Below are 17,316 nucleotides of genomic sequence, written 5' to 3'. Positions count from 1 at the left end.
TCAGTGAGTGATGTGTTGTTCTTTCGGGCCTCTTCGCGGGCAAGCCTCGCTCCTACGGATTTGTGTGGTCGCTGATTTCACGTACACCCCCGCCCCCTGTAGGAGCGAGGCTTGCCCGCGAAGAGGCCTTCAAACTGGAACGCCCCCCGTAGTCGACCCCCGCACTATCAACCGAGCCGGAAAATCCAGGGTCCGCACCGGCCCGTCATCCCCACGCAACCGCTTGAGCAAACACTCAAACGCACTCGCGCCAATGTCCTCGGTCGGCTGGGCGAGGGCGGTAATCCCGCTGCCCACCAACGGATACCAATCCAGATCATCCAGGGCGATCAGCCCGACGTCCTCGAACAGGTTGCACTGCAACTCACGCAACGCATGGGTGCCGGCCAGCGCGGCGATACCATTGGCGCAGAACAGCGCTTTCGGTCCGGGGCCGGGAGTGTTCAGGAAGGTTTTCAGTTGCGAGGTCAGTTCGCTGCCAGTCTCAACTACCACGCCCGTTAAAGCAGGGCGTTGCTGTATCTGCACCTTGAAACTGCTGACCCGCTCGATCCGCGAACTGGTGCCGTCAAACGGCTCCGTCACCATCAGCACATCGCGATAGCCGCGCTCTTCAAGGTGGGCAACGGCCATCTCGACAGCGGCCGGATTATCCAGCCCCACCAGATCGCTATCGAACTGCTCGACCTTACGATCCACCAGCACCATGGGCATTTCCCGCTGCAATTCGCGCAACTCATCCACGTGGTGGCCGAGGGTGTTCACGATCAAGCCTTCGATGTTGTACGAGCGCAGCAGCGCCAGGTGCTGGCGTTCCTGCTCGTCATCGCGGTCGGTGTTGCACACCACCAGGCTGTAGCCGTGCCGACGGCAGGCGGTTTCCACGCCATGCATCACGGCAATCGAATAAGGGTTACGGATATCGGCCACCAGCATGCCGATCAGGCGTGTGCGCCCACGTTTCAGGCCGCGGGCCATCTGGTTCGGGCGGTAGCCCAACTCGCTGATCGCCTGCTCGATGCGCAAGGCAATGGCATCGGAGAGCAGGGCGCGGTCGTCGCCGATGAAGCGCGAGACGCTGGCCTTGGAGACGCCCGCGTGTTCGGCGACGTCGAGCATGGTGACGCGGCTGCGTTGGGCGGCGGAGAAGTCGTTCATGGCTTGAAACCCTTTTTTTATTGGATCAGTAAGCCTGAAACCGGTTTCAGAAGACAGGAAAATTACCACGTCCGTCAAGCTGAAAAACGTCGTAAGAATGAGTAAATCCGACCAGCGGTAGCGATACCTGTCAGATCTGACAGTGGGCGATGTTCATATATGAGTGCTTAATAAACGCCATATCGTAAACTTTTGTTTGCTTTGTAGAGGCGGCTCCAATGTCCGAAAACAAATCACCGGCCGATGGAAAAACAGTCGGCAGTCTTGCGTCAGCTGACCCCATCTCGACATTGGATTATGCACCACCCGGTGCTGTGGAGGTTGATGCGAACTGGGTCATCCTCGAGATTGCTCATCAAAATGGTCTAACTGCAATTGTTCCACGATGGGATGCACCGTCTCCGGACGGAAAACCAAACGATCTGTATGTGTATCTGAATGACAGGGAGGTTTTCCATGATACTTATCTCAGTCCTCTGACTCAGCCAGAGTTTCGGCCGGTTATTGATCCAAAGTACTTCTCGACCGATGGAGCGTATCGACTAACGTATGAAACTGTTACCAACGGTAATCGCGCCTATTCCGATCCTCGTGATCTTACCGTCAGGCGTTTGCCAGTGGTCTTGCTGCCTGAGCCCGGTTTCCCGGCCGCTACACTATGGGGGTATCTGAACTGTTCCACCCAGCCGCCAATTTGGGTAGTCGTGATCGTGCGGATTCCGTTACCCAAAAAAATAACCTGGCGGGTAGATGATGAACTGCATCTTTTGTGGTCGGGATATAAAACACTAAACGGATCCGGTACACCTCTGTTCTCTCACACAGTGATTAGAAAGCTGACAGCACAGAATGTGGTTGGCGATTATAGGTTTAGAATAACTAATTTCAAAAAATTTATAGCGCCATTGGAAAAGAACGCTTCGGTGCTCGCGGTGTATTCGATTTACCGTAAAGGTGTGCTTATTGCTAAATCCGCTCCGGGATTAGTGAAAATTGATCGTGCCATTCCCGGAGAAAGTTATTACTGCGGGCCATGATCAATGGAATGTGTTCGATATTGGCTAATGAAGTGTGTTGGTGCGTGTATAACTACTAGACGAAAGGAACTGTCACATGACAATCGATATGAAGTTGAATGCGGTTCAACAGGCTGCGGAAAACTCTCGGGTAGCACTCAGGCAAAAAAGACTGACTGAAAGCGGGACGCTGGCGGATTCGCCGAAGCCCGTAATCGTCGGTGTGGCGGATGGGGCCACGGTGCCGGTCGCGCTGTTAAAAAGTACTGCGGCGCAAGCGGGAACCACGACAGCCGCTCGCCAGCCGGATCTGCCTGTCACATTGAGGGTTTCCGGCTGGGAGTTTCCGAATGACCGGGATCAGGTAGTGATCGAGGTCTATGATTTCCAGGACGGTGTGGATGATCCCGACAAGCCTGAGGAATGGGCTTGGGTAGAGGTCCATCGTGAACCTGCGCCACCCGTTGCGAGCCGCCCGCGCGAGTGGCACGTCATACTGCGCCCAGGCGCATTGACGGACCTTCCTGCTACGGGATCGGTTTCGCCCACGCACTGGAAAATCCAGAGCTCCGGAAACTTGGACGGTAACCCGCAATACTCTCAGATCGCGGATTACTACGTCGATATTTATGCTCCCTTTCACAACAAGGGCAATGTACGACTCGCCCCTCCAACTCGTATTGACTTTCCATTAGCCCCCGGCGCCAAAATTGATACCGCTTATCTGGGAACCATCGCCGCCACGGGGATGGAGTTCACGCTACCGGTTACTGACGCCAACTGGGACTACAAGTCGACGGACAAAGCCTATCTTTATCTGAGTCCGAACTTGCGGCCGTCGCGCCAGCTTGTACCCACGTTGACCGTTGACCCGGTGCCTGCTGGCGGAAAAGTCTCAATACCCGCATCAGAGATCGGCAAGCTGCCAAACGGAACCTGTTGGCTGATCATCGCCTATGAGGACGTAACTGGTAACCGCAGCCTCGATATGCTTGCCAACAGCCGAATAGTCGAGTTTGTGCCCCTTCCTGTGCCTGCGTCTCCTGTGGTTGATGCAGCGAGCCAGGCCGGAGATAACACGATCGATATCAAGGATGCCGAGGATGCCCAGCCAGACGGGATCACCGTCAGGGTCACTCGACCGCTCAATACCCAAGACACAGATCAGGCTACGGTCTTCGTACGAAACTATGAAACGCTTGAACTCGTTCCAGCGGTGGACGCGTTTGGAGTCAAGAGTGAGTTGGTGTTCAAAATGAAGTACGAAGACCTTAAATTGATCTATGCCACTGAAACTGCAGGAGACCCGGATGCCCGAGAAGTTTCTCTGGATTTCCAATGGACTTGGGTGCGAGGTGTCCAAACCCAAGACTCCCCGCCCGCTACGCCGGATCTGGATTTGTCTTATCCAGGTGAGAACCCGGATGAACCCAGTTCAACTAACCGCAATTTCGCCAAGGTTCAACTGCGCGGTGTAGACAATGTGCTCAATATCCTTGGCCCAGGTGATCTGGTTACAAATCCGAAGGCCATCATTCCCATGCCGACCGGGAGCGCCGTATTACCCGCCAACACTGTTTGTACCTGGTATTACAACGGGAAGTCGATAGCCGAGTTTTCGCCTGATGGATTGACTCAATTTGAAGGTGAACTGCCGGCTGGAGAGGTAGTCATCGGTGGTGCTGGGGAAAAGCTTACGTACTGGAAATGTTCGTATATCGGTGGCATCAATCTGCAACGCTCACTCGATGAAACGGTGACCGTGACCACGGTCAGGAAAACCGTACCAACTCCCGAGATTGATAGATTGTATATCACCACAACGATCAACTGCCCGACCCTTGGATTTATCAGGGGAAGCAAACCTCCACTCCCTTCACTCACATTCAAGACAGCAGCAGACCCGGGCCTGACTGGTTTGAAAAGCATCACTGCGCATTGGGTCGGCACCAGAAATGCTGACGGAACGAACCCGATCTTCGGCACAGAACAGGATGTTGATATTCCTGTGACGGGTAATGAAGCCACAACGGGCGTCGTTGGGTCGATTGCGGAGTATCTGACTAAAATCGTACCTATCCAGACACGACCGGATCCTTTTCCAGCACCCCCTCCACCCATTACTTATGCTTCGCTCAATTACTCGGTGGAATGGACAGACGGCACAAAAGCCACTTCGGACGCCACCGTGAAGATGGTTTCAATTGTCAACGGCAATCGTGAATTCTGTCACGAGGTGAGGTAACTCGTACGAAGCCACATGAATAAACAAGGAGGCATGAAAGTGCCTCCTTGCGTTATCGGTAGCCGGATAGATGCAGATTTTCCTTTCATTAGCTGAGGATTAATCCTACATAAACGTAGGAGGTTGGTCTGTAGTCTTGCGGGTGCTTTCGGGTCGGACTGCTCTGATGAGTGAGCCATCCTGGTCAACAATATGATACCTCCAAGTGGTTATCCTTATGGCTTCGCACATTGATTCGACAGACGCTCCTGTTCCCCACAAAGAAAAACTGTGCCTTGTTGCACTCTCCCTTCTGATTACATCCTTCGCCGAGGCTCGACCCATTATTGTGGACGAGACTATCAACAATGGAGCGCCCGTGGAGGACTTCATCGTTGGTCGAGGTGCGACGTTAACGGTTAACGACGCCGCGACTTTTAACATATCTACGAATGCGGCGCAGTTGGTAGTCAACACCGGCACGTTGCAGGATATCAGAGCTAATCGCGGTTCCACTGTCACGCTTGAAAATGCGACCATCATTGCACGAGCAAATCAGCCAGGTGTCACAATCACCAATTCCACGGCAACGATCAACAACAGCACCATCACAAGTGATGGTGCTGGATTACAAGTTGCACGCGTACCCAATTCTCCATTTTCGACGCTGGTCTCGTTGACCGGTAGCACAGTCACCGGTGGGGCAAGCGGAGCAGTAGTCAGTGCACAAACTACGCTTAATATGAACAACTCAAATCTGGTGTCTCAGAGCTCTACGGGCTACGGATTGCGTCTTGCGAGTGGAGATGTCTTCGCTAAGGGGGGCCGCATCGAAGGAGGACTGAACGCCATACTTCTGAGTGGAGACAATTTTATGAGTCGTGCCAATACCCTTGTACTGGATGGCACTCAGGTAATGGGGGGGAGCGGTGCTGCTATTTCTGTGGACTCCAGCGGACGCTCAATTGCAACCAATATCCATATACTCAATGGCACCAGTTTGACCGGCGGTAATGGTAATTTTCTGGAAGTCGGTAACGGGGGGACGGTAAATGTCATTGTTGACAATGCCGTGCTGAAAGGCAATCTGGTCGTGGCAGACAGAGCAACTAGCAATGTTCTTTTGCAAAACGCCAGTTCGTTGATTGGCAATCTGAATAACGTAGCAGCGATCAGCTTGAATAATAAAAGCTCTTTCAAAGGGGATGTGGTCGGCGGCGTGGCCGGTGGCTCTTCAGTGCTGATTGATAACGGCTCTGCGATAGACGGGAATATCATTAATTCTTCGCGTGTAGATATCAGCAACGGTTCCAGATGGACCATGGCAGGTAATAACCAGCTCAATATGTTGCACCTCAATGGCGGTACTGTTGCTCTGGGTAGTGGTGGCGCTTTTAAAAGGCTGGATATTGTCAATCTGTCTGGCAAGGGTCTGTTTGATATAAGGGTAGATCTTGCTGCTGACAAGAGCGATTTCTTGTATGTGAAAGGTACGGCGACAGGTGATCATCAACTGCGAGTAGCCGCGAGCGGAACTGCATTTGCAACAGGCAACGCCGTGAAAGTCGGTAGCGCTACCACGGGAGACGCCGCATTCAGCCTGTATAACGGGCGACCGGTAGATGCAGGCGCTTTCACCTACAAACTATTGAACGAAGACGGGGGGTTGTACCTGGCTCCGGACAAGGAAGTCGTCAGCACGGGTACCAATGCAGCTCTGGCGATTGCCGGCACCGCGCCGACTATTCTGTACTCGGAAATGACCACGTTGAATAGTCGTCTTGGTGACCGACGGTTGAGTGGTAACGAACCCAGCACACTGGCACGGGCCACTGGCGAATCCCCATCCGGCGTATGGATCCGTACATATGCGAACCAGTACAACGTGGCTAACGCCTATGGTGACGGTTACTCACAAAATCAAAGTGGGGTATCAGCAGGGGCCGACACGCCGCTTCCGTTTGGTGATGGGCAATGGCTTATAGGTGGATTCGGCGGCTACAGCAAGACTGATATGGATCTGAAGTGGGGGAGCACTGCTGCAATCGACAGTTACTACGCGGGTGGTTATCTGACCTGGTACGACGCCCGTAGTGGTTATTACGTCGATACGGTGAGCAAGATCAACCAGTTTGACAATAGTGCCAAAATCACCATGAGCGATGGAACCCGCACCAAAGGAAACTATAAAAACCTCGCTTTGAGCGGTTCTGTTGAAGTGGGTAAATATATAGCGTTTGATAACGGAATTTTTGTTGAGCCTTTTACCCAAATTGCCGCAGCGGTTGCACAGGGCAAGGACTACACGCTTGATAATGGCATGCGAGTGAACAATGACCACGCACGCTCACTCGTAGGCAAGGTGGGGACTTCCGTCGGGAGTAAAGTTCGACTGGATCGTGGTGGAGATCTGCAGCCTCGACTAAAAGTAGCGCTGACGCATGAATTTATAAAAAATAACGAGGTCAGCGTTAATGGCGCCGACTTCACTAACGATCTTTCCTCTACAAGCGTGGAGTTGGGCGCTGGCATTAACTGGGTGCCGGCGCGGAAAGGCTGGCAAGTATACTCCGAAGTAAATACCAGCAAAGGGAAGACGGTCAGTCAGGAGTGGGGCGCAAGTGTAGGGTTGAGTTACAATTTCTAGAAAAAAAAGGAAGCTTGTGCTTCCTTTTTGTTTTTCAATAAAGCTCATCAAATTACTGACGTGCTGTAATCTAACTCCCCGGAGATCGTGAATGATAGTCCATTGGTATCACTTACTTTGATGTCCATTTTGCCTGAGATGCTGCTTAATTCATCGCCTTTATGGCTGAGCTCCAATATCACCGTGCCTTTCGTCGCTGTATGAATATACGGCTCCGGGTCGGAGGTGTCGATATAGTCGATGGATAGACCCTTCGGGTCGCTCGGAATAAGAAACTCGCCCGATTTTGTTGCTTCTGGAAAGATCAGGGTGATCGTTTTTTTGTCAACTCGATTCTCATCTACTTTTACGATGTATTCAGCAGCGAACACCCAATGATTTCCGTCCAGGTTCGGTAGATTTTTAAGATCAAGAGTGAAGAATTTCGCGTTGAAATCTTCCGCGCCTCCATTGCGAAGTACTTTTGCAGTGAATGAGTTCTGTGTGATTTGTCGTTTGACTAGCGCATTCATGAATGTTTCTCCAAAGTTAAGGGGGAGCTAATCCATAGGCCGGACCCAGCCTAAAGCATGGATGTACTATATAAGCGCGAGGGTGTGGCTTTGTATACTGTCAGAGTTGATAGGTATACAGATGGCAAAAAATATGGAGAGGATTGATTCGAAGAAGTAAACAGTGGGACTGTCAGAAATTTTGTGTTCGGGCATAACATGTTGAAGAGGTGCATGTATGCCAACCAAAAAGAAACCGGCCTCGGAGGCCCCGCGGAACCTTCCATCTATTCCAAAAGAGCTGATCGACCAGTTCGTCAGCGGCCCGATGAGTGTCGAAGCCATTCAGGATGCGTCCATGGCGTTCAAAAAGGCGCTCATCGAGCGAGCCCGGGCCACCACCTTGGCTACCCTCAGGGCGCGGAGCGCCCTGAGGTGTCGAGTAACCAGCGCAACGGCAAGAGTGGCAAGACGGTGCTGACCGATGATGGCCCGCTGCGTCTGGACATTCCCAGAGATCGTGACGGCAGCTTTGCCCCGATCCAGATCCCCAAGCACGAGCGCCGTTTTACAGGCTTCGACGACAAGATCATTGCGATGTATGCCCGTGGCATGACGGTTCGCGAGATCCGCGCGTTTCTCTCGGAGCAGTACGGAACAGACGTATCTCATGACTTCATCAGCTCAGTCACCGATGCCGTTTTGGAAGAGGTCACTGCCTGGCAACAACGACCGCTTGAGCCAATGTACCCGGTGATTTTCTTCGATGCGCTGCGAGTCAAAATCCGCGACGAAGGCTTGGTGCGCAACAAAGCGATCTACCTGGCGCTAGGCGTCTTGCCGGACGGCACCCGAGATATCCTGGGCATTTGGATTGAAACAACTGAAGGCGCCAAGTTTTGGATGAAGGTCTTCAACGACCTGAAAACCCGAGGTGTCGAAGATGTGTTGATCGCGGTAACTGACGGCCTCAAAGGCATGCCGGAAGCCCTTAGCGCCGTGTTCCCCGAAGCGACTTTGCAGACCTGTATTGTTCACCTGATCCGCAGCAGCCTTGATTACGCGGCGTGGGACAAGCGCCGCGAGCTGGCCAAAGCGCTGAAGCGGTCTATCAAGCGCTGAATGCCGATGCTGCTGAACAAGCGCTGTTAGCCTTTGAAGCGGGTCCTTGGGGTAAGCAATATCCAACAGTTGTCGCGGCCTGGAAACGCGCCTGGGATCGAGTCATCCCATTCTTCGTGTTTCCCCCGGCCATACGAAAAGTGATCTACACAACGAACGCCATCGAGAGTATCAACGCTCAGTTGCGCAAGATCATCAAGACTCGAGGTCACTTCCCAACTGACGATGCTGCGACGAAGTTGATCTGGCTGGGCTTACGCAACATAACCGCGAACTGGGGCAAGCCGGCCCATGACTGGAAAAGTGCGATGAATCAATTTGCGATCCTGTACGGAGATCGATTCATCAGGCCGACCTGGTAAAACCAGGGCCTGCCTGACGGCAGGCCGCTACCGGCCCGCACACAAAAAATCTGACACTCTCCTTTTATACGTTTCCGCTATATCCAAAATTATTCTCGTGGCGGACTCATAAATACCGCAACGATTTGGAAACTAACTCGCATCAGCCAAACAAGCCGGCGGCAATGTTGATGGAAAACCCCAATATCGCCGTGTTGAACACAAACCCGATCAACGATTGCGCCAGCACGATCTTGCGCAATTCCCGCGTGGCCACGCCGACATCCGCCGTCTGCACCGCCACACCGATGGTGAACGAGAAGTACAGGAAGTCCCAGTAATTGGGGGTTGTCAGCCCTTCGGCAAATCGCAACGCAGGTTCCTTGCCTTCCCAGGTGTAATACAACCGGGCGTAATGCACGCTGAAGATCACCCCGATCAACAGCCACGAGCCGATCACGGTCAACCCGGTGAAGCCGTAGTGCAACAGCCGGTGATAGGTGTCCAGATCCTTGCTGCCCGCCAGTTCCAGAGTAATAGCGGCGAGGCTGGCCAATGCGGCCATGGACACCGTGAACAGCACCAGCCCGGCGTTTTCGTCCTCGACCTCGGCAATGCGTTTCACGTCGTCGGCTTTGGAACGCATGGTCAGCCAGAGGATCAGGGCCAGATAGGTCCAGACCCCGGCATTCCAGCCGACGAGGATTTTGCCGAGGATCGAATCGGCTGGCGCCAGAATGCCCACCGCGAGGCCGAATGCAGTCGCGGCGGACAGGCGAGGGTGGGTGCGGGCGAGTAGGGGCATGGAGGCTCGATGCGTCAGGGCTTTGCAAACACCATAGCCCAGCGCAGTCCATTGTGACCACAACGACACACCCCCCGTAGGAGCGAGGCTTGCCCGCGAAATGGCCGTAACATTCAACGTTGATGTTGACTGATACACCGCCTTCGTGGGCAAGCCTCGCTCCTACAGGGGTGTGTCGTTATTTAGATGTTCTTATGGCGCTTGCGCACCAACCTCATCACCACCACAAAAAACACCGGCACAAACACCACCGCCAGCGTCGCGGTGATCATCCCGCCGATCACCCCGGTGCCGATCGCTTGCTGGCTCGCCGAGCTGGCCCCGGTGGCAATCGCCAACGGCACCACGCCGAGGATGAACGCCAGCGACGTCATGACAATCGGCCGCAACCGCAGGCGCGCCGCTTGCAGGGTGGCATCGATCAGGTCATGACCTTCGTCATACAGGCTTTTGGCGAACTCGATGATCAAGATTGCGTTCTTCGCCGACAGGCCAATGATGGTGATCAGCCCGACCTTGAAGAACACGTCATTGGGCATCCCGCGCAGGGTCACAGCCAGGACCGCGCCGAGCACACCCAGCGGCACCACCAGCAGCACCGAGGTTGGAATCGACCAGCTCTCGTACAGCGCCGCCAGGCACAGGAACACGATCAGCAGCGACAGACCGAGCAGCATCGGCGCCTGACTGCCGGACAAGCGTTCCTGCAACGACAACCCGGTCCATTCCTGACCCAACCCCGCCGGGCCTTGCGCCACCAGCCGTTCGATTTCCGCCATGGCTTCGCCGGTGCTGTAACCGGGCGCCGGTTCGCCTGAAATACTGATGGCCGGGTAGCCGTTGTAACGGGTCAGTTGCGCCGGGCCCTGGGTCCAGTTGGCCCGGACGAAGGCCGACAGCGGCACCATTTTTTCAGCGTTGTTGCGTACGTGAATCTTCAGCAGATCGGCGACCTGGCTGCGTTGATCGCCTTCGGCCTGGACCACCACCCGTTGCATCCGTCCCTGGTTGGGGAAGTCGTTGATGTAGGCCGAACCCACGGCGGTGGACAGTACGTTGCCGATGTCGGCAAAGGAGATGCCCAAGGCATTGGCTTGCTTGCGGTCCACGATCAGTTGCACCTGCGGCGCTTCGGCCAAGGCGCTTTCGCGCACATTCATCAGGATCGGGCTTTTCTCGGCGGCGGCGAGCAATTCGCTGCGCGCTTTCATCAGCGTGGCATGGCCGAGGCCGCCACGGTCCTGCAAGCGGAATTCGAAACCGCTGGAGGTGCCGAGACCGTCAACCGGCGGCGGCAGCACCGAGAAAGCCATGGCATCCTTGATCTGGCTCAGCGCGATGTTGGCGCGATCGGCGATGGAACTCGCCGAGTCGTCGCTGCCCCGATCCGACCAGTCCTTGAGCGTGGTGAACGCCAGCGCGGCGTTCTGCCCGCTACCGGAAAAACTGAAGCCGAGAATCACCGTGCTGTCGCCGACGCCCGGTTCGGTGGCGTTGTGTGCTTCGATCTGCTCCACCACATTTATTGTGCGATTCTTGCTCGCACCCGGTGGCAGTTGAATGTCGGTGATGGTGTAACCCTGGTCTTCCACCGGCAGGAACGAGGAGGGCAGGCGACTGAAACACAGCCCCAGACCGATCAGCAATACGCCGTAGATCAGCAGATAACGGCCTGTTCGTTTCAGCGCATAGGCGACCCAGTCTTGATAACGTTCGGTCAAGCGCTCGAATCCACGGTTGAACCAGCCAAAGAATCCGGCTTTCTCGTGATGTTCGCCCTTGGCAATCGGCTTGAGCAGCGTTGCACACAGTGCCGGGGTCAACGTCAGGGCGAGGAATGCCGAGAACAGGATCGACGTGGCCATGGACAGCGAGAACTGTTGGTAAATCACCCCGACAGAACCCTGCATGAACGCCATCGGAATGAACACCGCCACCAGCACCAGGGTGATGCCGATGATCGCACCGGTGATCTGCTTCATCGCCTTGCGCGTCGCTTCCTTGGGCGACAGGCCCTCGGTGGCCATGATTCGTTCGACGTTCTCCACCACCACAATCGCGTCGTCCACCAGGATGCCGATGGCCAGCACCATGCCAAACATGGTCAGCACGTTGATCGAGAAACCCAGCGCGAGCATGGTCGCAAACGTGCCCATCAACGCCACCGGCACCACCAGCGTCGGGATCAGCGTGTAGCGGATGTTCTGCAGGAACAGGAACATCACCGCAAACACCAGCACCATCGCCTCGCCGAGGGTGTAAACCACTTTGGTGATCGAGACTTTGACGAAGGGTGAGGTGTCGTACGGGATCTTGTATTCGACACCGGCCGGGAAATAGCGCGCCAGCTCGTCCATCTTTGCTCGCACCAGCGTTGCGGTGCTCAGGGCATTGGCGCCCGGGGACAATTGCACACTGACGGCGGTGGACGGTTTGCCGTTCAGGCGTGTGGAGAACTGATATTCCTGGCTGCCGATCTCGACTCGCGCCACATCACGGATGCGCACGGTAGAACCGTCAGGATTGGCCTTGAGCACGATGTCGGCGAATTCTTCAGGCGTCGACAACTGGCCTTTGACCAGAATGGTTGCGGTGATTTCCTGGGTGGTGCGGGTCGGTAAGTCGCCGATACTGCCCGCGGAAACCTGAGCGTTCTGCGCAACGATGGCGGCATTGACGTCAGCCGGGGTCAGGTTGAAACCGATCAGCTTCTGTGGGTCGATCCAGATCCGCATCGCCCGTTCGGCGCCGTACAACTGGGCCTTGCCGACGCCATCCAGACGCTTGATCTCGTTCATCACGTTGCGCGCCAGGTAATCGCTGAGCGCCACGTCGTCGAGCTTGCCGTCGCTGGAGGTGAGGGTGATCAGAAGCAGGAAACCGGCGGAAACTTTCTCCACCTGCAAACCCTGCTGGGTGACCGCTTGAGGCAGGCGCGACTCAACCGCTTTGAGGCGGTTTTGCACATCGACCTGGGCCATTTCCGGATTGGTGCCCGGCTGGAACGTCGCGGTGATGGTGGCGCTGCCGAGGCTGCTCTGGGATTCGAAGTACAGCAGATGGTCGGCGCCGTTGAGTTCTCCTTCGATCAGGCTGACCACGCTTTCGTCCACGGTCTGCGCCGAAGCGCCGGGGTAGGTGGCGTAGATTTCGACTTTCGGCGGCGCAACGTTCGGGTATTGCGCCACGGGTAACTGCCCAATGGCCAACGCACCGGCCAGCAGGATGAACAAGGCGACCACCCAGGCGAACACCGGGCGATCGATAAAGAACTGCGGCATAAAAAGCGTCCTGCTTACTGACCAGAAACCTGGGCAAGTGGAAGAGGGGTGTTGTCGATCTCGACTTTTTCACCGGGGCGCGCGTGTTGCAGGCCTTCAGTGACGATGCGGTCGCCGGGCTTGAGGCCGCGGGTGACGATCCAGCGATCGTTCTGCACCGCGCCCAGCTCTACCGGTTGCTGGCCGACTCGCTGCTCGGCGTCGAGCAATAGCACTTGGGCGACACCGGCGCTGTCACGCTGGATGGCCCGTTGCGGCACGCTGATGCCTTGCTGATTGAATGCCTGTTCCAGACGCACGCGAACGAAACTGCCCGGCAACAAGTCGAGGTCTGGGTTAGGGAATTCGCTGCGCAGAATGATCTGACCGGTGCCCGGGTCGACGGTGATGTCGGTGAACAATAACTTGCCAGGTAACGGATAAAGGCTGCCGTCGTCCTGGATCAGCGTGGCTTTGGCCTGACCTTGGCCCACTTCCTTTAACTGGCCAGAGCGGAAGGCCCGGCGCAGGTCGTTGAGTTCGCGGGTCGATTGGGTCAGGTCGGCGTGGATCGGGTTCAACTGCTGAATCAGTGCCAGCGGCGTGGTTTCGTTCTGGCCCACCAGCGCGCCTTCAGTCACCAGCGCGCGGCCGATGCGCCCGGAAATCGGCGCGGTTACGGTGGCGTAACCCAGGTTCAGTTTTGCCCGTTCCACCGCGGCTTTGTTGGCGGCGACATCGGCGGCGGTCTGCCGGGCGTTGGCGCGGGCATTGTCGTAATCCTGAGCGCTGATGGCGTTGCCTTCGATCAACTGGGCGTAACGCTGCTCCTGCAATCGGGCCTGGAACGCGTTGGCTTCGGCCTTGCGTAGCGCGGCTTCGGCGCTATCGAGGTCAGCCTTGAAGGGAGCCGGGTCAATACGGAACAGAACGTCGTCTTTTTTTACGTCGCTGCCTTCGCGAAACGCGCGTTGCAACACCACGCCGGCGACCCGGGCGCGGACTTCGGCGATGCGCGGCGCGGCAATCCGTCCGCTCAGTTCGCTGCTGATCGACAGAGGGCGAGCTTCGATGGTTTCGATGCGCACCGTGGCCAGCGGTGCCGATTCTTCGGCGGTCGAAGACTGGTCACAAGCGCTCAGTGTCAGCGCCAGGGCAATCAGGCTGAGCGTGGCAAGCAGGTTCTTTGACATGGAAATACCCCAATAATGACTACCCGCATCCTACGGGGAGTCGGCAAGGGTAGCGGTGAAGCTTTGTTGGTGCTGTGTGAAATTGTGTAAGGGTTTTGCTCGCGTGTGCGTGAGGGCGTATATCCTTCAGGCCTTGAATTTTATTGCGCCTGTCAGGCCGCCTTCGCGGGCAAGCCTCGCTCCTACAGTAGGAGCGAGGCTTGCCCGCGAAGAGGCCCTGAAGTTCGCCACAGCACTTTCTGGAAACACCCATGCCCAACATCCTCCTGGTCGAAGACGACACCGCACTATCGGAACTGATTTCCAGCTACCTGGAACGCAACGGTTATTCCGTCAGCGTGATCAGCCGCGGCGATCATGTACGCGAACGCGCGCGGGTCAGTCCGCCGGACCTGGTGATTCTCGATCTGATGTTGCCGGGGCTCGATGGCTTGCAGGTCTGCCGCTTGCTGCGGGCCGATTCGGCGACGTTGCCGATCCTGATGCTCACTGCTCGTGACGACAGCCACGATCAGGTGCTGGGCCTGGAAATGGGCGCCGACGACTACGTCACCAAACCCTGCGAGCCCCGTGTGTTGTTGGCCCGCGTACGCACGCTGTTGCGCCGCAGCAGCCTCAGCGAACCGCAGACCGCTAATGACCGCATTCTCATGGGCAACCTGTGCATCGATCTGTCCGAGCGCACCGTGACCTGGCGCGAGCAACTGGTCGAGTTGTCCAGCGGCGAATACAACCTGCTGGTGGTGCTGGCCCGGCATGCCGGCGAGGTGCTGAGCCGCGACCAGATTCTGCAACGCCTGCGCGGTATCGAATTCAACGGCACCGACCGCTCGGTGGATGTGGCCATCTCCAAACTGCGACGCAAGTTCGACGATCACGCCGGCGAGGCGCGCAAGATCAAGACCGTGTGGGGCAAGGGCTACCTGTTCAGCCGCTCCGAGTGGGAATGCTGAACCATGTTCAGAATCCTGTTTCGTCTGTATCTGGTGACCATCGTTTCATTCAGCGCGGCGATCTACCTGGTGCCGGATCTGGTGATCAAGGCTTTTCATGAGCGCTTTGTGACCTACAACCTCGATTATTCCCGAGGCTTGCAAACGCTGATCGTCAAACAGTTTCGTACGGTGCCTGTCGAGCAGTGGCCGGCGTTGGCGATGGAGATGGACAAGGAGTTCCAGCCGCTGCACATCATTTTGGCCCGCAACGACGATGCCGAATTTACCCTGGATGAGCGCGAACGCTTGCAGCGCGGGGAGAACGTGGTACGCATCGGCGACTGGGGCTGGCGCACCCTGGCGGTGACACCGTTGAACGAGCAGATGGTGGTGGAAATGGTCGTGCCACCGGACCCCACGGATGTCAGTTGGTTGTACTGGAGCATCAACGTGCTGATTGGTGCGACGATGCTGGCCTGCCTGTTGTTGTGGCTGCGCCCGCACTGGCGCGACCTGGAACGTCTCAAAAGTACCGCCGAACGCTTCGGCAAGGGCCACCTGAGCGAGCGCACGCAGATTTCCCCCAGCTCCAACATCGGCAGCCTGGCCAACGTGTTCGACACCATGGCCGGCGACATCGAAAACCTGCTCAACCAGCAGCGCGACTTGCTCAACGCCGTGTCTCACGAATTGCGCACGCCGTTGACTCGGCTGGATTTCGGCCTGGCTCTGGCGCTGTCCGACGACTTGCCGGCCACCAGTCGCGAGCGTCTGCAAGGCCTGGTCGCGCACATTCGCGAACTGGATGAGCTGGTGCTGGAGCTGCTGTCCTACAGCCGATTGCAAAACCCGGCTCGGCTACCGGAACAGGTCGAGGTGTCGCTGGATGAATTCATCGACAGTATTTTGGGCAGCGTCGATGAAGAGCTTGAGTCACCGGAAATCGTCATTGATGTGCTGCTGCACGGTCAGCTCGAACGCTTCTCGCTGGACCCGCGATTGACCGCCCGGGCGATCCAGAACCTGCTGCGCAACGCCATGCGTTATTGCGAGAAGCGGATTCAGATTGGTGTGCAGGTGTGCGCCAAAGGCTGTGAGATCTGGGTGGACGACGATGGCATTGGCATTCCCGATGAAGAGCGGGAGCGGATCTTTGAGCCGTTTTATCGGCTGGATCGCAGTCGGGATCGCGCCACGGGCGGGTTTGGCCTGGGGCTGGCAATCAGCCGCCGAGCGCTGGAAGCGCAGGGCGGCACGCTGACCGCGCAAGCGTCGCCGCTGGGTGGTGCGCGGTTCCGTTTGTGGCTGCCCACCTCGGCCTGACGCATTCTTTGTAGCAGCTGCCGAGCCTGCGAGGCTGCTGCTACGAACCAGGCGGGGAAACGTTCAACAGTTCAGTCGAGCAGTTCGGCTGACTCAATCAACCCGACCCCCGCCACCTGCATCCGCTCAATCGCCGCCGCCAGCGACCCTTCCAGATCAATCGCGCGGCAAGCATCCATCACCACAAACGCATTGAACCCCGCCGCCCGCGCATCCAGCGCAGAAAACATCACGCAGAAATCCAGTGCCAGCCCGACCATGTAAACCGTGTCGATACCACGTTCTTTCAGGTAACCGGCCAAACCGGTGGTTGTGGTTCGATCCGCCTCCAGAAATGCCGAATAACTGTCGATGTCCGGGTTGCAGCCCTTGCGGATGATCAATTGGGCGTGGGGCAGGTCCAGTTCCGGGTGGAACTCGGCGCCGGGCGTGGCGCGAACACAATGCTCCGGCCACAGCGTCTGTTCACCGTAAGGCAACTGAATCACGTCGTACGGCTTGCGCCCGGGGTGGCTGGAAGCGAACGAAGCGTGGCCGGGCGGGTGCCAGTCCTGGGCAATGATGACCTGCTTGAACTGGCGGCCCAGACGATTAATCAGGGGCACAATCAGGTCGCCCTCCGGCACCGGCAATTGACCGCCGGGAATGAAGTCGTTTTGTACGTCGATGACCAGTAAGGCAGCGCGTGAAGAAATCGGCATGGGTAGGTTCCTCCTTGGAAATTCGGGTGCAAGCATAGTGACAACTTTGTTCTTGCGCCAAGACGATTTCATGAGGCAGTGAATAGATCTGTGGTGTGGC

At 56.7% G+C, this 17,316-nt stretch carries 11 protein-coding genes and 1 pseudogene; 6 read left to right on the top strand and 6 right to left on the bottom strand.

Annotated elements, in window-relative coordinates; all coding sequences use genetic code 11:
* Positions 1–129 precede the first annotated feature (129 nt).
* Complete coding sequence (locus AC30D7_RS22930) at positions 130–1,158, bottom strand: LacI family DNA-binding transcriptional regulator (RefSeq protein ID WP_490135590.1); 1,029 nt, start codon at positions 1,156–1,158, stop codon at positions 130–132.
* A gap of 218 nt (positions 1,159–1,376) precedes the next feature.
* On the opposite strand from AC30D7_RS22930, the gene AC30D7_RS22925 reads away from it, so the two are divergent.
* The 3 genes from AC30D7_RS22925 to AC30D7_RS22915 all read left to right on the top strand — a co-directional run bounded on the left by AC30D7_RS22925 (position 1,377) and on the right by AC30D7_RS22915 (position 7,045).
* The gene (locus AC30D7_RS22925) at positions 1,377–2,195 is read left to right on the top strand and encodes a hypothetical protein (protein WP_490135589.1); all 819 of its coding nucleotides are present in this window, start codon (positions 1,377–1,379) and stop codon (positions 2,193–2,195) included.
* A gap of 76 nt (positions 2,196–2,271) precedes the next feature.
* Positions 2,272–4,419, top strand: a complete 2,148-nt coding sequence (locus tag AC30D7_RS22920; RefSeq protein WP_490135588.1) for a hypothetical protein — start codon at positions 2,272–2,274, stop codon at positions 4,417–4,419.
* A gap of 217 nt (positions 4,420–4,636) precedes the next feature.
* Positions 4,637–7,045 (top strand): autotransporter outer membrane beta-barrel domain-containing protein, encoded by a 2,409-nt coding sequence (locus AC30D7_RS22915; RefSeq protein WP_490135587.1) that lies wholly within the window; start codon positions 4,637–4,639, stop codon positions 7,043–7,045.
* A 47-nt stretch (positions 7,046–7,092) separates the two neighbouring features.
* Here AC30D7_RS22915 and AC30D7_RS22910 read toward each other — a convergent pair whose 3' ends face one another.
* Positions 7,093–7,557 carry a hypothetical protein gene (locus AC30D7_RS22910; protein ID WP_490135586.1) on the bottom strand — a complete coding sequence of 155 codons (465 nt, stop codon included), beginning with the start codon at positions 7,555–7,557 and terminating at the stop codon, positions 7,093–7,095.
* 217 nt (positions 7,558–7,774) lie between these two features.
* On the opposite strand from AC30D7_RS22910, the pseudogene AC30D7_RS22905 reads away from it, so the two are divergent.
* A pseudogene (locus tag AC30D7_RS22905) lies at positions 7,775–9,020 on the top strand (IS256 family transposase).
* A gap of 142 nt (positions 9,021–9,162) precedes the next feature.
* Here AC30D7_RS22905 and AC30D7_RS22900 read toward each other — a convergent pair.
* The 3 genes from AC30D7_RS22900 to AC30D7_RS22890 form a co-directional block, all read right to left on the bottom strand.
* Complete coding sequence (locus AC30D7_RS22900; protein WP_490135585.1) at positions 9,163–9,804, bottom strand: DUF1345 domain-containing protein; 642 nt, start codon at positions 9,802–9,804, stop codon at positions 9,163–9,165.
* 182 nt (positions 9,805–9,986) lie between these two features.
* Positions 9,987–13,085 carry a multidrug efflux RND transporter permease subunit gene (locus AC30D7_RS22895; protein WP_490135584.1) on the bottom strand — a complete coding sequence of 1,033 codons (3,099 nt, stop codon included), beginning with the start codon at positions 13,083–13,085 and terminating at the stop codon, positions 9,987–9,989.
* Positions 13,086–13,099: 14 nt separating this feature from the next.
* A complete protein-coding gene (locus AC30D7_RS22890; RefSeq protein ID WP_490135583.1) occupies positions 13,100–14,257 on the bottom strand; it encodes an efflux RND transporter periplasmic adaptor subunit in 1,158 nt (385 codons plus the stop codon).
* 251 nt (positions 14,258–14,508) lie between these two features.
* Here AC30D7_RS22890 and AC30D7_RS22885 point away from each other — a divergent pair, with 251 nt between their 5' ends.
* Together AC30D7_RS22885 and AC30D7_RS22880 are read left to right on the top strand one after the other, a co-directional pair.
* Entirely contained in the window at positions 14,509–15,210 is a 702-nt protein-coding gene (locus tag AC30D7_RS22885; RefSeq protein ID WP_490135582.1) for a response regulator, read from the top strand.
* Positions 15,211–15,213: 3 nt separating this feature from the next.
* Positions 15,214–16,515 (top strand): ATP-binding protein, encoded by a 1,302-nt coding sequence (locus tag AC30D7_RS22880; RefSeq protein WP_490135581.1) that lies wholly within the window; start codon positions 15,214–15,216, stop codon positions 16,513–16,515.
* 71 nt (positions 16,516–16,586) lie between these two features.
* Here AC30D7_RS22880 and pncA read toward each other — a convergent pair whose 3' ends face one another.
* A complete protein-coding gene (pncA, locus tag AC30D7_RS22875; protein ID WP_490135580.1) occupies positions 16,587–17,216 on the bottom strand; it encodes a bifunctional nicotinamidase/pyrazinamidase in 630 nt (209 codons plus the stop codon).
* Positions 17,217–17,316 lie beyond the last annotated feature (100 nt).

The sequence above is a fragment of the Pseudomonas sp. DF5 genome (genome assembly GCF_058148225.1).
Note: the sequence above shows the minus strand (reverse complement) of the source record. Positions and strands in the feature narration are given on the sequence as shown.